The organism is Glycomyces sp. MUSA5-2 (assembly GCF_037034145.1).
Classification (GTDB): domain Bacteria; phylum Actinomycetota; class Actinomycetes; order Mycobacteriales; family Micromonosporaceae; genus Glycomyces; species Glycomyces artemisiae.
Genome location: NZ_JBAGKG010000002.1, coordinates 93,126 through 110,801, shown reverse-complemented (window position 1 = coordinate 110,801; position 17,676 = coordinate 93,126). Strand labels below are relative to the sequence as shown.

Sequence of the window (17,676 nt, the reverse complement as noted above, 5' to 3'; positions counted from 1 at the left end):
CACGTCCTTGGCGAGCTACTGCATGTCAGCACGCTGCGTGAGGTCCGAGACTCCGAACAGGTCGAGCATTGCCAGCAAGTCGTCGCCGGGTATCGGGTTGAGCCCAGACTCCATCTTGCTGACGACGCTCTTGACTTTGCCGAGGTGGTCGGCAACATCTTGGATCGTTAGCCCGCAAGCTTCGCGCAGCTCACGAACCCATTTGCCCAGCCAGCGAGCACGCCATGTCGTTGGCTCTGCCATCCCTGCGTTCACCTCCGATTGCCCTGAAGCCATGGTACGGGCCGCCTGGGGCCCGAGAAGATGCCGCAAGCCGACGGTCCATGCAAGGCTATCAAATGATCCATAAGTTTCCCAAGTGGGAAACTTGACCAGAAGCAGAAACGATGCAATACTCCGAGGTGTCGAACTGCACACTGAAGTTTCTGTACTCAGAAACGAGGGGTTCAGTCCTGACGAGCTTTTTCGAAGCTGCGTGATCGGAGGGTGTTTCTGGCGCTGGCCGAGCAACTTGGTGGACGCCGTGTCGGCGTGCTCCTCCGTGCCGCAGCCGCGGCCCGCCCGTCTGGGTGGGACTCGTCCTGGAAGTGGGGGGCGGGCGGGCCGTGTAACAACTGCACAGCAATCGCAACCGTTCACCGCGCTGGGTGCATGAGCGGCGGCCCGTCACGGGACCTCGGGTTCCAAGCTTTGGTCTGTGGCGGGCCGCCTTCGCCCCCGGCGTCGCATGAAAGGGCTATCTTCCATGCTCACAAACCAGGGGCGAGAACCAGTCTACGTTCCGGAAGTGCTGCCGCCGCGCGTCGCGCTGGTCGGCGAGCATCGAGCCGGGCTCCGGACGCACGGCGAGTGGTATCGCTCGCTGTTGGGGTTGGGGCCGCAGCGGTGCGCTGCGGACGACCGGCCGTGGGGCTCCCATGGATGCGCTGACCGTGAGATGCATTTTTGGGGGTACCTCCAGCATTCGGTGCCGTCCGAACGCGCCGATGACCTCGCCGACCGCGCCGAGTTGTTCACCGGTGACGAGGCCCGCATGATCGCGGCGCTCGATGCCCAAGTGCTGGCGCCTCCAAGCCCGAGCTCGGTGCCGGGGTCGGTCGGGCAGGAGTTGGAGTTGGCGGCGCCGCTGCGCGGCGTGGTGCCCTCGATCCCGCGCCCGCGTCCCTTTCCGGACGCGTCGGGCTGCGCAGTATCGGTGGGTGCGTGATGGCCCGCAGGCGACGCGCCCGGTGCGCCCAGGGTTTCTCGCGCACCTACGGGGCGGCGTATCTGCGGTGGACCGGCCTGGAGAGCGCGACCGTTGAGCCGGTGTCGGCCTCGTCGGTGCATCTGCTCAACTGCACCGGGATCACCGACGAGGGCGCGAGCGTGCGGCTGGGGACGATCCTGGTCGGTTTCGACTTGACCCCGACGCTGATCGTGGGCGATGCGGACGACCGGTACTTCACCCCGCAGACCGCGCGCGTGTTCCTGGATGCGGTCCGGGAGTCACTGGTGCGGTCCGGGGGGATCTGGTGAGCGCGGCGACCGGCGGGAACGGGCGCTCCGAGCCACCGGTGCTGCGCGAGTTCGTGCTTTCGGGCGGGCGGCACTTCGTGATCCGGGAATCCGCGCCCGGGGTGTTCAGGGTCGATCAGACCCTGCCCGAGGCGGACCGGGCCGAGGGCGTCGCGACGGCGTCCGGGCTCGGCACGAAAGCGCCCTCGTTCCGGTTCCCGGAGGGCTGGAGCGTGAAAGAGGCGGCGTATGCGCGCCAGGTGATCGGTGCTGCCGCGGGGGCAGCGTCATGACCTGGGAAGCGCTCGACGCCGCGAACCCGGGGCCGAGTCAGCCACAGGGGCCAGCGGGCGACCTCGTAGGGAGTTTCCACGAATCGCATCTGGAGTTTCGCCTCTACCGGTGTCCCGGCACCAAGGACGGGGCGGGGCGGTACCGGGTGGATCTGTTCGACTCCGTCCACACCTACCCCATCACGAGCTTCACGCATCCTGCAGTGTCGCCGCCGGTCTGGCAGGGCGACTGGTGCGAGGAGGCCCTGCACGGTGTCGCAGTGATCGACCGGGCCCGGCGCCTGATCGACGCTGCCGGGAGTGAAGCGGAGCCCGATCATGCCGGGCGTTGAGCGCCGTCCCGAAGGGGCTCGCCGGGGGCGTCTGATCGCGGGTCCGCTCCCGGTGCGGATCGGCGATCTGCATCTGGAGCTGTCGCAGTGCCGTCCGCGGGTGGTGGAGGTGCGAACGGCCGCCGAGGGCGAGCTGTGGGTGGCGAACCTGTTCCGGTTCGATCGCGCCGACGGCCCGCTGATAGCGGTGAACGCCCGGTTCCGGCACGTGCTGGGGCTCGACGACGGCGATCGGGTCGGCAAGGCGGGACGCGAGCGACTGCGCGAGGCGTCCCGGCGGGTGCTCGCCCGGGAGGTCGCTCGCTTCGCGTTCACCGGGGCCGGCGCCCAGTCGGGGTATGCGGGGTCGGAGTACACCGTGTTCCGCGAGGCGGGCCGCCCGTTCCGGTACACCGTGGTCCTCGACAGCCCGAGGGGATTGGTGTTGGTCTGCGCCTTCACCGGGGACCCGCTCGCCGCACCCGTCTGGTTCGCGCCCGCGCTCGCCTCGCCCGCCCTCGAATTCGAGGCCCGGGAAGCGGTCGCACTCCTGGGTACGTTCCGCCGCGACGAGGTCGTCTTCGATGTGCGCCGCGAGCGGTTCGGCGTCGTCAACGTCCGCGCCTACCGGGGTGCGGCGTCCCCGGTGCTGGTGTGCCGCTTCTACGGTCCGCACTCGCCACCGGACTGGTGCGGGGGCCTGGAGCTGTCCTCGTGGCGGCCCTGGATCGCCGACCGGGCCCGAGAGCGCATCACCTGGGACTGAGGCCCCGGGCGCGGCGGGAGGGGGAGGAGGAATCGCCGCCTCCAGGCGTTTCCCGACCCCGCCGCGCCCCGGTCGTCTCGTCCGCCATGTCCAACACTTCCCGATCGGAGCAACACCATGAACACCCTGTCCCCATCGTCACCGCCATCCTCGCCACCGCCCGCGCCGCCGGGCTCGCCAGCGGGGAGCGTCCTGGCGGTTGCCGCCGGGATCGCGGGCGCGGCAGCAGCCGGTCTGCTCGCGGCTGCGGTCGTCGCCACCGTCCAGACCCGCGCCGCCACCCGGGGCGCGGTCTTGCGCTGCTTCGGGCTCCTGGAGGTCCCGGGGGGCCGGTTCCGGCCCGGGACCGTCGCCATCATCGGGCCCGAGCTGCGCTGGTACCCGATCGGGCTGATCCCGCTGCCGCCGTTGACCATGCACCAGGCCGTGACCCAGGTGAGGGGGCAGCGCCCGCTCGCAGGGACGGCCGAGGCGGTCGAGCTGCGAATTGACGCCCCGGAAGGGCTCCACCGGCTCGTGCTCCCCGCGTCGGGGGCCGCGGCCGTAACCGCCTGGTGCGAAGGGAACGGCCATGGTTGAGCACCTTCTCGCCGGGGCCGTGCTCCCGGTTCCTGAACCGTGGCGGCGCTTGCTGGCTGAGGTCCGCTCGGGCCTGGGCGACCCGCTCGGATCGCTCGTCCCCCCGCACGTCACCGTGCTCCCCGCGACGCGGATCCGCCCGGCCGAGCTGCCGGGGCTGGTCCGCCACGCGAGGGCCGTCGCCGCAACCCGTGGACCGATCACGATCGCCCTCGACGGCAACGGCATCACGGTCTTCCCCGACACCGATGTCGTCTACGCCCCACTGGCCGAAGGCGCGGAGGACTGCGCGGCACTCGCGGCGGCACTGGGCGCAGGCCCGGTCCGTCCCGAGGCGGCGCACCCGTACACCGCGCACCTCACCCTCGCCCAGCACCAGGGCATGGAGGCGCTCGCGCGGGCGCGCGCCGTCCTGGGCGGGTTCAGCGCCCGGTTCGCGCTGCCGCACCTGGTGGTGGCGACCTCGACCGGATCGCTGGCCGAGTGGTCGACCGCGGCCCGCATCGCTTTCCCCGCCGCCCGCAGCGGCCGCGCGGCAGAGGCCGAGCCCGTCGAGGGGACCTTCCAGTCGCAGGAGCCGACCGAGGCCAGGGCCGCCTAATGGGAGAGCACGAGGAACCCGAGCCGCCGGAGGCGATCTACCTCGGGGACGTCCAGCGAGGGCCCGCGGTCTTCACCGTGCTGGAGCCGCCCGGCGACGCCAGTGCAGGCCGGTACCTGGTCGAGTGCGACGACGGCGCAGGGCCGGGCCTGGTCTGCCGCCTCACCGCCGACCCTGGAGCCCCGCCCGATTGGAGCGACACCTGGCGCCGGGACCCATGGCGCGACTGGATCGAGGCCCACGCCCGCGACCTCATCGCCGACCGCGAGCCGCCGCCCGGTACCTGAGACCCCGGTTCCGGCGGCACGCCGTCCCGAACTTCCCGACCGCCGCTGCGCCCCGCCAGCACCCAGACGCAACCACAGAGGACCTTCCCGCCACCGATATGCAGTAAGGATGCGACCGACCGATGAGAACTGTCTACGCCACCGATGCGCCGCCGACCGGGGTGGTGCCCTTGGGAGGGACCCGGCGCAACGGCCGGAGCCTCGACTTCCGGCACGATGCCGACCACTCCGAGGGCATCCGGTTCCTCGTGTCGCTCCTGGACGGCACCGAGCTCGGCACCATCATCGTCCACGAGCACCGCGAAGCTGAACTCGACTGGGCCGAGGCCGCGGGCGGCATCGGCATCACTAGCGGCAACCTCACCGAGAAGGGCCTGCTGCGTCTGATGACCGCGCTCGCCGCCTCGATCACCACCGGTGCCGCCGTGCCCGCGGAGTTCAACTTCAAGAAAGCGGACGACTGCCCGTACGCGTTCGCCGTCAACGCACTGGGGATGACATGCGTGAGCTGAGGACCACGACCCGCGCTGCGGCGAGCCAGGAAGTGTTCGCACCCGAAGGCGACGTCGATGTGCCGCTGGGCGAGTTCGCCTACGGGAACTTGATGGAGTTCTTCGTCCTCGGCGACGACCAGGCCCGTCCGAACGTGGTCGACCTCTACGGGATCGTCGCCGACGAACCGGTGCACGTGCTGCACCTCGACGACGTCCTCCTGCTCGGCACCGGGGTCCCGCTGTACATGCGGTGGATGGGCGAAGGCGGGGTGGAATCGGGCACGGCGATCTCGAATCACCTCTACGGCGAGACGATCCGCGTCCTCCACCGAGCCCGGACCCGCCGCCCCGCCCCCCGCACCCCGGCCGAGCCGGTCCAGGTCCTGCCAGCACCTGCCGGTGCCGACGCGTGGGGCCGGTCATGACCGGGGACGCGCCGCCAGGCGCCTACACCGAGGTGATGGCGGCCCTGGTCATCCGCCAGCAGCCGCTTGAGGACACGATCACCGAGGCGCGAGCGCTCCAGGAGGTACCGGCGCGCACGTGTCCGGCGGTCCTGCTGACCCGTTCGCACCTGCTGGCGGCCCTCGACGACTGCGGGGCCGGCGGATGCAGCGAGACGGAGCTGCGGGTGTGGGCACAGGCGCTGCGCCTGCTCGATGTCCGCTGGTCGCAGCCGGACCGCCTTCGGGTGTTCGCGCTCGATCCGGGCGACCGCGATCCGGTCGCGCACGTCGTCTACACGCTCGCGGCCGAACGGCACCATCCTTACCCGGCCGGGATGCTCGACGACCTCGGGCACCTGCTGCGCGTCCTGCCCCGCGGCAGCGCCCGCATCGACTGGGACCGCCACCTCGAACGCGCGCAGGGCACGACGCGCAGACGCAGGCGACTCTTCGGACTCACCGCAGGACTGGGCCTGCCCGCGCTCGCCCTTGCCCTACCGCTCGCTCCCGCCATCACCGCCGTCCTCCGGGCCCAGCCCTACGTGACCACAGTGGCCGACGCATTCGCATGGCTGCCATGACCCCCGCGGCCACCGAACCGCACGATCGGAGCTCCAGTTGAACGAACAGCACTACGACGCCTGGCCCATCGGCATGCGGACCTTCAGCCGTCTGAGCGTGACCGTCAAAGGCAGGCCCGTGACGGTCGCGGCCTCGGCCAGCGGCGAGGGTGCCGGAGACGAGCTCGTCGTGCTCTTGCACGGCCTCGGCTGCACCCGGGAGTCCTGGGACGCGGTCGTCCCCGCCGTTGACCATCGCCGCCGGTGGCTGGCGATCGACCTGCCCGGCCACGGCCAGTCCGCGCCGCTGCCGCCTCGCCAGGCCGACGCCATCGGCTTCCACGCCGCCGTCGTGGTCGAGCTGGTGCGTCAACTCGCCCCGGACCGGGTGCATCTGGTGTCGCACTCGATGGGTACCGCCGTCGCGCTCGCTGCCGCGCCCGATCTGCCGGGGGGCGCGTTCATCACCGTCGAGGGCAACCTCGTCGCCCGCGATTGCGGCCTGATCTCCCGCCGGATCGCCACCCAGTCCAGGGGAACGTTCATCCGGTCCGGGTTCGCGAGGATGCGGGACGACCTCATCGCCTCGCCCGATGCCGATGCGCGGTTCTGGGGGTCGACGTGGTTCGCGTGCGCCGACCCCGCGTCGATTTGGGCGAGCGCCGCTTCGCTTGTGGCGTGGTGCGACTCCGGGGCCCTCGCCGAGCGCTGGAGCCGCCTAACCGACCGCACCTATATCTGGGGCGAGCACACCGGGCCTCCCGGCCACCTCGGGCACCTGCTCGACGGGGTTCGCGTCGAGCAGATCGCGGGTGTCGGGCACTTCGCCATGATCGGCAACCCGATCGGACTCCAACAAGCAGTTATGCGGGCCATGGCCCCGGACGGACAGGCGAGCACATGAGCAACGACACCCGGCCCGAGCACGAGGACTTCGAGATCACCTTCGCAGCCGAAGTGCCCCCTGCACTCCCCGCCGCCGTTCAAAGCCCCCAGGGCGGCGGGCCCCTTAGACGAACGTGAGGCTTCCTTTCGGCCCGCGTTCCGGGGCAGCCGCGCCAACTCAGTTCACCAGGTCGCCATCGATGTCGAGCTGGCGGAATGTTCTCACCCGGTGCGGCTGCCCTCCATAAAGAGTCGGTCCGCCGACTTCGCTACTGACCAACATCACGGAAGGAGAAGAAGGCATGTCACTGAGGAACTTTCCAGCTCGTAGGCCGGATCTGCACCGACGCTGTCGTCGCAGCTCCGATGACGTCCCCTCGAAGCCCTATGGGCTTTGGGGTCTAGCGAATGAGGGCGAGGCGGGTTTGGAGGCGTGCGGAGTCGACGTCGAGGTCTTCGATCTCGCTGATGACTTCAGTGGCGGCGTCGCGGTTCCCGGATTGGGTGTAGGACTCGGCGAGCCAGGTGAGGTAGAGGGCACGTTCGCGCTTGTGGTCGGCGGGGTAGCGGTCAATGGCCGGGCGCAGCAGCGCGGCGGCGCGGCCGGGGTCGCCGAGTCGGAGGTGGCAGCGGGCCGCCATGACGTCGCTTTCGTTGCGGTCGAGCCAGTACACCCAGTCCGGTTCGGGCTCGGTCCCGACCAGGACGTAGGTGTCGTCCACGTCGTGGAGGGCTGCGCGGGCGAGGTCGGCGTTGCCGGTGTTGGCGGCGGCCCAGGCGATGCGTTCGGTGAGCAGGATGCGCCCGAGCGGCGACAGGGTGTCGCGTCCGCCGTGGAGGGCGGCGCGGGCCAGCAGCAGCGCATCCTGGCCGCGGCTCGTGCGCTGGTAGGCGTTGCAGGACAGGAGCTGCGCGACGAGCGCGCTGTCACCGGCGGTGCGGGCGGCGGCGGCCCCGGTGGCGTAGAACTCCTCGCCGCGCCTGATGCGGCCCAGGTCGATTGCCATCCATCCGACGAGCTGGTACAGCTCGGCGAGCATGCCGTGGAGGCGACGCCCAGTGGTGTCGTTGTAGGAGTGGTGGGACAGGACGGTCTCGACGCGGTCGATCTCGCCGACGACTTCGGGGAGCAGGCGGCGGGCCGCCACGGTGTCGTCGGCGCGGCGGAATCGGATGATCCGGTCGGCGACGTGGTCGATCAAGGCGGTGCCGACGTGGCGGGTGCGTCCGGGTGCGGCGGTGAGGGAGTGGAGCGGCCCGGTCGGGTCGAGAATCCACTCCAGGGCGTCGCGGACGGCATCAGGTCCGGGCTCGGAGTCCATAGGCGTCGGATCATATCCCGCAAACGGCACCATGGCACGGTCCAGCGCGGCGGCATCCGTGTCGAGCAGCCCGGTCAGCTCGGTCGGGGAGAGGTCGAGGGTCAACGCGAGCAGGCGGCGCTGGCGCGGCTGCGGCTCGGTCTCCCCGGACTCCCATCGCCGCACGGTCGAGGTGTTGACGCCGCAGGCATCGGCGAGCTGTTCCTGGCTGAGCCCGATTTCTCTGCGGCGCTGCTGCAAGCGCCTGCGTCGTCGCGTCATGGCGGTGTCCCCGGGGTGCAGATGATCTTCCAGTTTATCCCGGTCTTTGCCCGAGCGTGCGCCCTGACCGCTCGGTGGGGGCGATGCGCGGGAAATGCGCGGTTTCCGCGCGGAGAGCGCGCGGGCGATGCGCTCGCCTCCGCTCCCGCGCTCCCCCTTAATAAAAGAGAGCGGTCCGGCGTCCCCCGGGGGCCTCGATCCGGCATGCATGATCCCAGAACATCCGATGTCCACCAGCAACAGGAGGAACTGTGACCACCGAACCCACGATGACCGATGAGGACGCCACGGCCCAGCGGCTGCGAAGCCAGCTCGCCGAGGTGGTCGTCAAGAGCCGTGCCGACGTGGGCCGGTCGGTCGACGAGGCGATCCTCGACGCGGTACGCACGGTCCCGCGCCATGCCTTCACTCCCGGCCTGACCCTTGAGGAGGCGTACGCCAACACCTCGCCGATCATGCAGCGCGATGCGCACGGCGTGTCGATCAGCTCGGTGTCGGCGCCCTGGCTCCAGGCGGCGATGCTTCAGCAGGCGCAGCTGCGCCCGGGTATGCGGGTGCTTGAGATCGGCAGCGGCGGCTACAACGCGGCCCTGATCGCCGAGCTCGTCGGCCCCGCCGGGACCGTCGTCACCCTCGACATCGACGCCGAAGTCATCGCACGTGCCGAACAGGGCTTGGCTGCCGCCGGATACGGCGACAAGGTCACTGTCGTGCAAGGCGACGGCGAGTTCGGTGCCGCGGAGCACGGGCCGTTCGACCGGATCCTGGTCACCGTCGGCGCTCCGGACATCCCCCCGGCGTGGGTCGACCAGCTCACCGAGGATGGCCGCTTGATCGTCCCTTTGCGCATCCGCGGCCTGGAGCGGTCCTTCGTGTTCGAGCGCGACGGCAGCCGACTGGTGTCCACGGACATCGAGCTGTGCGGGTTCGTCCCGATGCAGGGCGCCGGGGCGAACCGGCTCCGGCAGGTCGCCCTGTACCAAGAGGACATCGCGCTGGGGGTCGACGACCGCCAACCGGTCGACGTCCCCGCGCTGCGCCGAGCGCTGGAGCAGCCGCGCTGCGAGGCATGGTCAGGCGTCCAGGTCGGGGGCATGGAGGCGTGGGACGACCTCGACCTGTGGCTGGCGACCGTCGCCCCGACCTTCGGGTACCTCACCGCCACCGACGCCGGCCTGGACTCGGGACTGATCACGCTCGCGATCCGCTGGGGCATGGCCGCGATCTGGGACCGCGACTCCCTCGCCTACCTCACCTTGCGCCCGGTCAATGAGGACCGCACGGTCTTCGAGTTCGGTGCGTTCGGCCACGGCCCGGGCGCCCGCGAACTCGCCGACCGCATCGTGCAGCACACCCGAAGCTGGGACCGCGACCAGCGCCGCGAGACCGGCCCGCACGTCCAGGTCCACCCCAAGACCGCGCTCGACGGCGACTTGCCGCCGGGCCTGGTCTGCGAGAAGCGGCACAGCCGCGTCACCGTCTCCTGGCCCCCGACTCCCGGTCGCACGAGCCAGGTGTAGTAACCGCAACCGACAACAAGGAAGTGACATGAGCACCCAGACACAACCGCCCAAGATCGAGACCGAGGACGACGCGTTCGAACTCGACATCCAGTTCATCGAGTCCGGCGACCTCCAGACCATCCTCTACGACACCGGCGACAACTGCGGGGGGACCTGCGAGACCGCCTGCACGAGCTGCGCCTAGCTCCACCAGCCGGTGCCGACCCGCGCGGTCGGCACCGGCCTTCCCCCAGCCCGCACAGCACCGTTTGAGGAGCATAATGTTCCGCGCGCTCGACGCCACCTTCCTCCGCGCCACCGCCCGCGCGGGCACTTCACCGCTCCCGCCGCTGCCCGCGCCCGACCAGTCCGACGACAATGCCGCCCAAGCCCATCGCGAATGGATCCGGCTCGCCTGGGGCGAGGCAGGGTTCGCCGCTGCGGTCGAGACCGCCTCCCCGGCACTCGCTACCCGGATCGAGGCGATCCTGGCCGGTACGGTTGCCGATGCCGATCAGATCCGGCGGGCCGCCTTCGCGATCCTGCGCTACGACTTGCGCTTCGACTCGCGCGCGACCCCGTTCGGCCTGTTCGCAGGCATCGCCCCGGTCCACTTCACCGATACCCCGAAGGTGGTGACCGGATCGCAGCATCGCGCCCTCGCACGACCTGACGCGCAGCACCTGCACCGGTTGCTCGCCGCGATCCCGCACGACCGGCTCCGCAATGCGACGGTCCTGTTCAACAACCTCACCGCGATCCAGGGCGAGCGCCTGGTCGTCCTGCACCAGGCCGACCGCACCGCCTCCGCTCGGCCGGTCGCGCTCCTGCGGCACACTCGGGCCACCGCGGCGGTGCAACGGCTCGCCGCCGTCCCGCTGGGCTACACCGATCTCACCGCGAAGCTCGCCGCCGAGTTTCCGTCCACCGCAGCGCCGACGATCGAGCAGATGCTGCGGACCCTGGTCGACCACGGGGTGCTCCTGACGCGGCTGCATCCGCCGATGAGCGAACCTGACCCGCTCGCAGCCGCCGCCGACGCCTTGACCGGGCTCGGTGATGCAGCCCTGCAACCGGTCCTGCGTGACGGGCAGCGAGCCCTGCACGCCGTGGCCGCGGCCCGCGATGACGGCGAACGGCGCGCCGCGCTCCGCGGGGCCGCCCGCGTCCTCGGCGTCGACGGCGACCGCCCGGCCCTGGCGGTCGACCTCGCGGTCGACTTGGACGTCGCGCTGCCACCGGTCGTGGCCGCCGAAGCCGAGCGCGCGGCGAGCGCACTGCTGCGCCTCACACCCTTGCCGCACGGGTTCCGGGCATGGGTGGACTACCACCACCAGTTCCTCGACCGGTACGGGCTCGGCGCCGTGGTGCCGGTGAAGGAACTCATCAACCCGGTTGCAGGACTGGGATTTCCGGCGGGCTTTCGCGACTCGCTGTTCCCGCGGAGAGAGCCATCGCTGACCGACCGGGACCGGACGCTCATCGCGCTCGCGCACGAGGCGGTCGGCACCGACCGCGAACTCGACCTGGCCCACGGGAGAATCGACCAGATCGCCGCCGAAGCGGTCGTTGCACCACCGCACGTCGGCATCACCTTCCACCTGCGCGCCACCGGCCTCGACGCGGTGACGGCCGGACGGTTCACGCTCGGCGTCGACGGCGCCGGCCGCGCGGTCGGCACCACCGCGGGCCGCTTCCTGCACCTGCTCGATGAAGCCGACTTCGACTGCGTCCGGCAGGTCTGGGAGCACCTGCCGACCAGCATCGCGGGCGCCAAACGCGTGCAGGTCTCAGCGCCGCCCTTGTTCACCTCGGCCGTGAACGTCGCCCGCGTCCCCCAGGTCCTCGGCGAGTTCCTCGCCCTCGGCGAATACCCGCCACCCGGAACCGTCCCAGTCAAGCTGGATGACCTGGGCGTGAGCGCCGACACCGAGCGCCTATTCCTCATCGACCGCACCGACGGCTCGATCGTCGAGCCGATGGTGCCCAATGCCGTCGAGCCGACCACCCGGATGCACCCCGTCCAACGCTTCCTCGCCGAACTGCCGCGCGCCCGCGCCTCGGTCTACACGACGTTCGACTGGGGGGCCGCCAGCGCCCTGCCCGCCCTGCCACGGGTCCGGCTGGGACGCAGCATCCTCACCCCCGCGCGGTGGAGGATCCGCGCCGCACAGCTCCCCGCCCGGCACCGCGCTTGGCCTGAGTGGGCGGCAGCATGGCAGCAACTCCGCGACGAACTCGCGATCCCCGCCCGGGTGTACCTGGGTGAGGGGGACCTGCGCCTGCGCATCGACACCACCGACCCCGCGCACCTGGCGCTCTTGCGCCGCGACCTCGACCGGCACCGGACGATCCTCGTACGCGAGGCCCCCGGCCGCGACGACTTCGCCTGGATCGACGGGCGAACCCACGAGATCACCCTCCCGCTCGCCGCCACTGCCCCACCCGCCACCCAGCGCACCGTCCCGCTCCTGCCGGTGCAGGTCACCACGGTCGACAGCGAGCACCCACCCGGGACGGGCGCTTGGCTCTACGCCAAGCTCCACACCCACCCTGGCCGGATGGACGGACTCCTGACCGACCACATTGCCCCCTTCGCTCGAGCGATCGGGCTCGACTGGTGGTTCATCCGCTACCTCGACCCCCGCCCACACCTGCGCGTCCGTCTTCGCCTCACTGCCGCCACCGGATACGGGGCCGCCGCCGAGCGCCTCGGATCGTGGGCAACGGAAATGCGACAGCGCGGGCTGATCGCCGGACTCCAGCTCGACACCTATACACCCGAGTCGGGCCGGTTCGGCCACGGTCCCGCCATGGCCGCCGCCGAAGGCGTCTTCACCGCCGACTCGCTCGCCGCCCTCGCCCAGATCCGCCACGCCGCCACCGCCCCCGACCTCGCGCGACCGCTCCACGCGGCCAGCCTCATCGACTTGACGATCGCGTTCACCGGATCGGTCGACGCCGCCATGGCATGGCTGACCAGGCACGTCGACCGCACCGGCCCACCCTTGGACCGCACCGCCGCCCGCATCCTCACCGGACTCCTCGCCCCCCACGCCGCGGACCGTGAACTGCTGGCCGCATCACCAACCGGGGCCGCGATCCTCGACGCCTGGACTCAACGCACGAAGGCCGCAGCCCGGTACCGCGCCGCGCTCGACGCCGACGGTCACCCGACCGACGCGGTGCTGTCCGCCCTACTGCACCTGCACCACATCCGCGCCGCGGGCATCGACCCCGCCGCCGAGCAGGCCGCCCTCAAACTCGCCCGCACCGCCGCACTCGCCCGCCATTCCCGAAGGAGCCGATCATGAACCGCACCATCACCACCGCAGCCGCCGACCCGATCGCGGCTCGCCTGGCCGAGCCCGATGCGACCGGTTTCCGCCCCGGTATCGCGTCGCAGTCGCTGGGCGCCGGACTCCTCGGCGGCGTCCTGCTGCACTTCGAGCGCGCCCGCCTCGGCCTCACCGACCCCGACACCGCCCGGGCCTGGCTGCGCGCCGTCGCCTACCCGCATGTCAACGCCGCCACCGCCACCAACCTGTTCAACGGGGCCCCGGCCATCGCGTTCGTCCTCCACACCACCGACGCCCCGCCCCGCTACGACCATCTGCGCATCCGACTCCACGACCAAGTCCGCGCCATCATCACCGCGCGGCTCACGCAAGCCCGCGACCGCATCAAGCAGCAGCAGGCCACCGGCTTCGCCGAATACAGCCAGCTCTCCGGCCTGTCCGGCCTCGCCACCTACCTGCTCGCCACCGAGCCCCACAGCGACCTGACCGGCGACGTCCTCACCTACCTCGTCGCCCTCACCAAGCCGATCCGTATCGACGGCACCTGGCTCCCCGGCTGGTGGTCCGAGCACGACCCCTACCTGAAGCGCTCGCCCGACTTCCCCGGCGGGCACCTCAACCTCGGTGCCGCACACGGCATCCCCGGGCCGCTGGCCGCACTCGCCCTGGCCTACAACGCGAACCTGCGCGTCCCCGGCCAGCGCGACGCGATCGAGTCCGTCTGCCGCTACTACGACACCTGGCAGCACGAGGAGGGATGGTGGCCCCAATGGCTCACCCGCGCAGACCTCGACCGGGGCCGCGCCTCCCAACCGGGGCCGGGCCGCCCGAGCTGGTGCTACGGCACCCCCGGCATCGCCCGCGCCCTCCAACTCGCCGCTATCGCCCTCGACGACCCCGCCCGCCAGCGAGCCGCCGAGCACGCCCTCACCCGCTGCCTCACCGACCACACCCAGACCCAGCGACTCACCGAAGGCGGACTGTGCCACGGCACCGCCGGGCTCTACCGCATCACCCAGCGCGCCGCCGAAGACGCACTCGACAACCGACTCAGCGCGGCGCTCGCCGACCTAGAACCCCGCCTCGCCGCCGCCCCGGTGCGCGAGGCCGGACTCCTCGACGGCGACGCCGGCCTCGCCCTCACCCTCCACGCCACCGGCCCCCGGATCGCCGACGCGAGCACTTGGGACGCCGCACTCGCCCTGACCGCACCGAAAGCGCTCCGCTGATGCACCACCAGCCCCCGGCCTCCACCTGGCTCCAGACCAATGTGCGCCTGACCGACCCCACACGCGCCGAACGCTACCTGGCCCACCTGCTGTGGCCCGCGATCTGGTCGGCCCTGGAAGACGGCATCCTCGGCGGCTGGTTCTTCGTCCGCAAGTCGCCCTGTTGGCGCGTGCGCTACCGCCCCGCCCGCGGCATCGAACCCGAGCAGGCGCGCGACTTCATCACCGCCACCCTCACCGGCCCCCGCTCCCGCCCCCACCTCGCCGAGATCACTCACCAGGTCTACGAACCCGAGGCCGCGGCCTTCGGCGGAACCCAAGCCATGGACGTAGCCCACCGGCTGTTCAACCACGACTCCGGCTTCGTCAGCGACTACCTCGGCCACCTCCACCACAACGGCGGCCCCAACCGGCGCCGCGAACTCTCACTCCTGCTGTGCACCGCCATGACCCGCGCCGCCGGGCAGGAATGGTACGAGCACGGCGACATCTGGGCCCGCCTGGCCGCTATCCGCGGCGCCGACCCGCACCTGCCCGCTGACGCCGACCCGGCCGCCGACGCGGCCTGGCACCTCCTCACCGCCGACCCCGACACGACTGCCGCAGGACTCCCCGGCCCACTCGCCGCCAACGCCGCGGGCATTCTCACCGAGTACCGCACCGCCGGTATCGCCCTGCGGACCCTGGCCGACCGAGGCCACCTCGAACGCGGACTCCGCGACGTCCTCGCCCACCACATCCTCTTCGCCTGGAACCGCATCGGCGTCACCATCACCGATCAAAGGGCCCTCGCCCGCGCCGCCCGCGATGCCGTCTTCACCAGCCCCCGCACCCACCCGCAAGCCCGGCGCACCCGATCCGAAGGGAACCGAACCGATGCCTGAACTTCCCGACGCACTCGCCCGATGGTTCCCGCTCGTCCCCAGAGCCCGACCGATCTGCGCCCCACTTGAAGCGCGCCTCGACGCCGTCACCGCCATGGCCGACCGTGCACGCTCCGCGACCGAAGCCGCCGCCGCCCTCAACCTGACCGCGCTCGTCGCCTCCGATATCGGCGCACACGACCTCGCCCGCGACATGTGCTGGAGGCAGTTTTCTGTCCTCGCCGAGCACACACCGCTCGGTGCCGAGCATGCCGCACTCGCCATGGAGCCGATCATCAACCTCGCCAGGCTCGCCACCCGCCAAGACGACGGCGACCGCGCCCACCGCCTCCTCGACCAGGCCCTGACAGCGGCACATGAACCGGCCCGCATCGCGATCGACGGGCGAGCAGTCGACTTCACGACCCTCGCAGCCGATGCCGCTGGATGCCACGCGATGAAGGAGAAGCTGTGGATCGCGTTCCTGTCCGACGGCGCCCGAGCGCTGACGCGCGCAGGACGCTGGGCCGAGGCACAACAAGCTGCTGAACGCCGCAACGGCATCGGAATCCGCCTCCTCGACGGCCGCCAGACCGCCATCATCGCCAGCCTCGCCGCTGGGAAACGAGAAGACACGGAAGCGCTCTTGGCCGACACCGAAGTGATCGACCCTTGGGAGCGGGCGCTCCTCACCTACTTGGAGCTGTGCGCCTCCCCTGCGAGCGACCTGGATATCGAGGCCAGATACGAGCGTTTGATCGACCAGATCACTGCCCTGGAACTGCCGATCGAGCAGCAGCTGTTCCAGATCCGACTGGGCGTGAGCGCCCTGGAGGTCGCGGCTTCCGACCACCGCGATGCAGCAAAGCTGGCGACCACGCTCGCACAGACCGCTTTGCGCACCGCGGATGCCTACGCCGCTCGGGACCTCCTTGCAAGCGACGCCTTCCGGGTGGCGGTGGACCCGGCAACCGCGGCGCACCTCACGACCACGATGCTGCGATCCGGTCTGGAGCCAGGGACTGACCCGTCACCGCCTCGAACCGGGAACCATGACTCCGACGGGCCCCGACTCACCGGCAGATTGCGGGCGATTATGGACGATGCCGTCACATCGCTGGCCCGAACCCTCGTGCTCGGATGAAGGCGATCGGCACACTCATGGTTCAGGCGCGCCAGCACCGAAGTGAACTTCGGAGGAAGCTGACGGACAGGCGGTCCGATTTTCTGTTGCGCCGCTGTGGATATGCTAGAAGGCGTGTCTGGACACGCTGTGGTCGGCGTGCCTGCGGCACCAGGTCCCTGATCCGTAGGTAGTGGAGCCGCTCGTGGCAGCAAAGAGCACACGCTTCGTGGATCGTATCGCCGCCCATCACCGGCAGGTGACATGGGGACTACTCCTTGCGGGACTCGTGCTAGCAGCGCTTGCCGTTTACGTCCAGTCCTGGCTGGACGGCGGGCTGACCCTCGTGTCAGCCATCGGGTTTCTGCTGGGGTTTCGCCTGTGGGTCGGGACGCGCCCTGGTGGTGTGCCGGACCGGCACCGGCCGCCGAGGAGGCAGGGCTCTGGGGCCCTGACCTCCCGAATCAAAGCGGTGCGCGCCAGGCGCTGGCGGCGCGAAGTCGGCTCCGTGTTGACCAGAAGCGATCTGTCCCTTGCAGCGAAGCTGGAATTGGTGGACTTGCTGTGCGAGCGCCGTGATGCCGCCGCTGCCGCCGACATGCTGTACTGGGCCCGAGACCCCCGAGTTCCCGCTGAAGCCCGCCTCGACATCGCCGTCCTCGCCGCACGCGCCAACCTTCAAGAAGGGGTCGACCTCCTCCGCCAGTTCGCTGGGGACGCCCGCCACGTGCCCGCCAACGTCCGCTTCGACGCAGCCGAGGCCCTACTGTGGTACGACGAAGTCACTGCCGACCTGAACCTGGAATCGCTTGGCAGGTCTACCGACGTCCCCGACACGCTCCGCGTTGAAGCCGCCGCAATCCTCAGCGAACGCGTGCGCCAAGGCACCACCAGCCTGGACCGCGTCGAGGTCATCTCCTTGCTGGTGGCGGACGCAAGCGTCGGTCCCTGGGCGCGCGTCGAGGCGTGCAAGATCCTACGGGCGCACGGCGTCAAGCGCTACCGGCCTGCATTGTGGCTGCTGGCGAACGACTCGCGTCTGCCCGCGCCCCAACGGCTCTGGTGCGGCGGGCGGCTCGCCGAGGTCGATCCTGACTCCGGTGCGGGTGCGTGGACCGCCCTCGTCCATGACCCGAAGCTGCCGATCTGGGCGCGCATCGAGGCTGCCGCCCGTCTGGGCGCCGTCGCTGAGGGCCAGGGAGCCTTGGCACTTCGGGCGCTGCTGGAGATACCTGATCTCGACGAGCGGGAGCGATTCGAGGTTGTCAGAAAACTGACACTTCTCGACTTACCGCAGGTCAACGGCCTGCGGCGGACAAACTGTGCGACACGGAGTGGGAATCACTGATTAGGGTTGA

22 protein-coding genes are annotated in these 17,676 nt (G+C 70.8%); 20 read left to right on the top strand and 2 right to left on the bottom strand.

Annotated features, from left to right (window positions below):
* Positions 1-15: 15 nt before the first annotated feature.
* Positions 16-243, bottom strand: coding sequence for a helix-turn-helix domain-containing protein (locus WA640_RS06210; RefSeq protein ID WP_335986686.1), 228 nt, complete (start codon positions 241-243; stop codon positions 16-18).
* Between the two features lie 544 nt (positions 244-787).
* Here WA640_RS06210 and WA640_RS06205 point away from each other — a divergent pair.
* The 13 genes from WA640_RS06205 to WA640_RS06145 all read left to right on the top strand — a co-directional run bounded on the left by WA640_RS06205 (position 788) and on the right by WA640_RS06145 (position 6,857).
* Positions 788-1,207, top strand: coding sequence for a hypothetical protein (locus tag WA640_RS06205; protein WP_335986685.1), 420 nt, complete (start codon positions 788-790; stop codon positions 1,205-1,207).
* Entirely contained in the window at positions 1,204-1,518 is a 315-nt protein-coding gene (locus WA640_RS06200) for a hypothetical protein (RefSeq protein WP_335986683.1), read from the top strand. Before WA640_RS06205 ends, WA640_RS06200 begins: the two co-directional genes overlap by 4 nt.
* Positions 1,515-1,790, top strand: coding sequence for a hypothetical protein (locus WA640_RS06195; protein ID WP_335986682.1), 276 nt, complete (start codon positions 1,515-1,517; stop codon positions 1,788-1,790). The genes WA640_RS06200 and WA640_RS06195 overlap by 4 nt, the downstream gene beginning before the upstream one ends.
* The gene (locus WA640_RS06190) at positions 1,787-2,122 is read left to right on the top strand and encodes a hypothetical protein (RefSeq protein WP_335986679.1); all 336 of its coding nucleotides are present in this window, start codon (positions 1,787-1,789) and stop codon (positions 2,120-2,122) included. The genes WA640_RS06195 and WA640_RS06190 overlap by 4 nt, the downstream gene beginning before the upstream one ends.
* A gap of 100 nt (positions 2,123-2,222) precedes the next feature.
* On the top strand, positions 2,223-2,867 hold the full coding sequence (locus WA640_RS06185) for a hypothetical protein (protein ID WP_335986677.1): 645 nt from the start codon (positions 2,223-2,225) through the stop codon (positions 2,865-2,867).
* A 117-nt stretch (positions 2,868-2,984) separates the two neighbouring features.
* On the top strand, positions 2,985-3,446 hold the full coding sequence (locus tag WA640_RS06180) for a hypothetical protein (RefSeq protein WP_335986675.1): 462 nt from the start codon (positions 2,985-2,987) through the stop codon (positions 3,444-3,446).
* Complete coding sequence (locus WA640_RS06175; protein WP_335986673.1) at positions 3,439-4,047, top strand: 2'-5' RNA ligase family protein; 609 nt, start codon at positions 3,439-3,441, stop codon at positions 4,045-4,047. The genes WA640_RS06180 and WA640_RS06175 overlap by 8 nt, the downstream gene beginning before the upstream one ends.
* Positions 4,047-4,334: a hypothetical protein gene (locus WA640_RS06170; protein ID WP_335986672.1), complete on the top strand. Its 288-nt coding sequence runs from the start codon at positions 4,047-4,049 to the stop codon at positions 4,332-4,334. The genes WA640_RS06175 and WA640_RS06170 overlap by 1 nt, the downstream gene beginning before the upstream one ends.
* Positions 4,335-4,456: 122 nt before the next feature.
* Positions 4,457-4,846: a hypothetical protein gene (locus WA640_RS06165; protein WP_335986671.1), complete on the top strand. Its 390-nt coding sequence runs from the start codon at positions 4,457-4,459 to the stop codon at positions 4,844-4,846.
* Positions 4,834-5,253, top strand: a complete 420-nt coding sequence (locus tag WA640_RS06160; RefSeq protein WP_335986670.1) for a hypothetical protein — start codon at positions 4,834-4,836, stop codon at positions 5,251-5,253. The genes WA640_RS06165 and WA640_RS06160 overlap by 13 nt, the downstream gene beginning before the upstream one ends.
* Positions 5,250-5,855 (top strand): hypothetical protein, encoded by a 606-nt coding sequence (locus WA640_RS06155; protein WP_335986669.1) that lies wholly within the window; start codon positions 5,250-5,252, stop codon positions 5,853-5,855. Before WA640_RS06160 ends, WA640_RS06155 begins: the two co-directional genes overlap by 4 nt.
* A gap of 37 nt (positions 5,856-5,892) precedes the next feature.
* Positions 5,893-6,738, top strand: a complete 846-nt coding sequence (locus tag WA640_RS06150; protein WP_335986668.1) for an alpha/beta fold hydrolase — start codon at positions 5,893-5,895, stop codon at positions 6,736-6,738.
* The gene (locus WA640_RS06145; protein WP_335986667.1) at positions 6,735-6,857 is read left to right on the top strand and encodes a hypothetical protein; all 123 of its coding nucleotides are present in this window, start codon (positions 6,735-6,737) and stop codon (positions 6,855-6,857) included. Before WA640_RS06150 ends, WA640_RS06145 begins: the two co-directional genes overlap by 4 nt.
* Positions 6,858-7,120: 263 nt before the next feature.
* Here the strand turns inward: WA640_RS06145 and WA640_RS06140 are convergent, their stop codons facing one another.
* Positions 7,121-8,302 carry a helix-turn-helix domain-containing protein gene (locus WA640_RS06140; protein WP_335986666.1) on the bottom strand — a complete coding sequence of 394 codons (1,182 nt, stop codon included), beginning with the start codon at positions 8,300-8,302 and terminating at the stop codon, positions 7,121-7,123.
* Between the two features lie 251 nt (positions 8,303-8,553).
* Here WA640_RS06140 and fxlM point away from each other — a divergent pair, with 251 nt between their 5' ends.
* The 7 genes from fxlM (at position 8,554) to WA640_RS06105 (ending at position 17,666) form a co-directional block, all read left to right on the top strand.
* A complete protein-coding gene (fxlM, locus tag WA640_RS06135; protein ID WP_335986664.1) occupies positions 8,554-9,822 on the top strand; it encodes a methyltransferase, FxLD system in 1,269 nt (422 codons plus the stop codon).
* Between the two features lie 28 nt (positions 9,823-9,850).
* Positions 9,851-10,009, top strand: coding sequence for an FxLD family lanthipeptide (locus tag WA640_RS06130; RefSeq protein ID WP_335986662.1), 159 nt, complete (start codon positions 9,851-9,853; stop codon positions 10,007-10,009).
* Positions 10,010-10,085: 76 nt separating this feature from the next.
* Entirely contained in the window at positions 10,086-13,118 is a 3,033-nt protein-coding gene (locus WA640_RS06125; protein ID WP_335986660.1) for a lantibiotic dehydratase, read from the top strand.
* Entirely contained in the window at positions 13,115-14,332 is a 1,218-nt protein-coding gene (locus tag WA640_RS06120) for a lanthionine synthetase C family protein (protein ID WP_335986659.1), read from the top strand. The genes WA640_RS06125 and WA640_RS06120 overlap by 4 nt, the downstream gene beginning before the upstream one ends.
* Positions 14,332-15,216: a thiopeptide-type bacteriocin biosynthesis protein gene (locus WA640_RS06115; protein ID WP_335986658.1), complete on the top strand. Its 885-nt coding sequence runs from the start codon at positions 14,332-14,334 to the stop codon at positions 15,214-15,216. Before WA640_RS06120 ends, WA640_RS06115 begins: the two co-directional genes overlap by 1 nt.
* A gap of 94 nt (positions 15,217-15,310) precedes the next feature.
* Complete coding sequence (locus WA640_RS06110) at positions 15,311-16,339, top strand: hypothetical protein (RefSeq protein WP_335986657.1); 1,029 nt, start codon at positions 15,311-15,313, stop codon at positions 16,337-16,339.
* Positions 16,340-16,523: 184 nt separating this feature from the next.
* Complete coding sequence (locus WA640_RS06105) at positions 16,524-17,666, top strand: hypothetical protein (protein WP_335986656.1); 1,143 nt, start codon at positions 16,524-16,526, stop codon at positions 17,664-17,666.
* The last annotated feature ends 10 nt before the right edge of the window (positions 17,667-17,676 follow it).

Excerpts from the sequence above, each read along its gene's own strand:
- WA640_RS06170 (WP_335986672.1), top strand. The coding sequence starts at position 4,047 with ATGGGAGAGCACGAGGAACCCGAGCCGCCGGAGGCGATCTACCTCGGG.
- WA640_RS06130 (WP_335986662.1), top strand. The coding sequence starts at position 9,851 with ATGAGCACCCAGACACAACCGCCCAAGATCGAGACCGAGGACGACGCG.
- WA640_RS06210 (WP_335986686.1), bottom strand. The coding sequence starts at position 243 with ATGGCAGAGCCAACGACATGGCGTGCTCGCTGGCTGGGCAAATGGGTT.
- WA640_RS06165 (WP_335986671.1), top strand. The coding sequence starts at position 4,457 with ATGAGAACTGTCTACGCCACCGATGCGCCGCCGACCGGGGTGGTGCCC.
- WA640_RS06190 (WP_335986679.1), top strand. The coding sequence starts at position 1,787 with ATGACCTGGGAAGCGCTCGACGCCGCGAACCCGGGGCCGAGTCAGCCA.
- WA640_RS06125 (WP_335986660.1), top strand. The coding sequence starts at position 10,086 with ATGTTCCGCGCGCTCGACGCCACCTTCCTCCGCGCCACCGCCCGCGCG.
- WA640_RS06110 (WP_335986657.1), top strand. The coding sequence starts at position 15,311 with ATGGCCGACCGTGCACGCTCCGCGACCGAAGCCGCCGCCGCCCTCAAC.
- WA640_RS06140 (WP_335986666.1), bottom strand. The coding sequence starts at position 8,302 with ATGACGCGACGACGCAGGCGCTTGCAGCAGCGCCGCAGAGAAATCGGG.
- WA640_RS06155 (WP_335986669.1), top strand. The coding sequence starts at position 5,250 with ATGACCGGGGACGCGCCGCCAGGCGCCTACACCGAGGTGATGGCGGCC.
- WA640_RS06180 (WP_335986675.1), top strand. The coding sequence starts at position 2,985 with ATGAACACCCTGTCCCCATCGTCACCGCCATCCTCGCCACCGCCCGCG.
- WA640_RS06145 (WP_335986667.1), top strand. The coding sequence starts at position 6,735 with ATGAGCAACGACACCCGGCCCGAGCACGAGGACTTCGAGATCACCTTC.
- WA640_RS06160 (WP_335986670.1), top strand. The coding sequence starts at position 4,834 with ATGCGTGAGCTGAGGACCACGACCCGCGCTGCGGCGAGCCAGGAAGTG.
- WA640_RS06120 (WP_335986659.1), top strand. The coding sequence starts at position 13,115 with ATGAACCGCACCATCACCACCGCAGCCGCCGACCCGATCGCGGCTCGC.
- WA640_RS06175 (WP_335986673.1), top strand. The coding sequence starts at position 3,439 with ATGGTTGAGCACCTTCTCGCCGGGGCCGTGCTCCCGGTTCCTGAACCG.
- WA640_RS06115 (WP_335986658.1), top strand. The coding sequence starts at position 14,332 with ATGCACCACCAGCCCCCGGCCTCCACCTGGCTCCAGACCAATGTGCGC.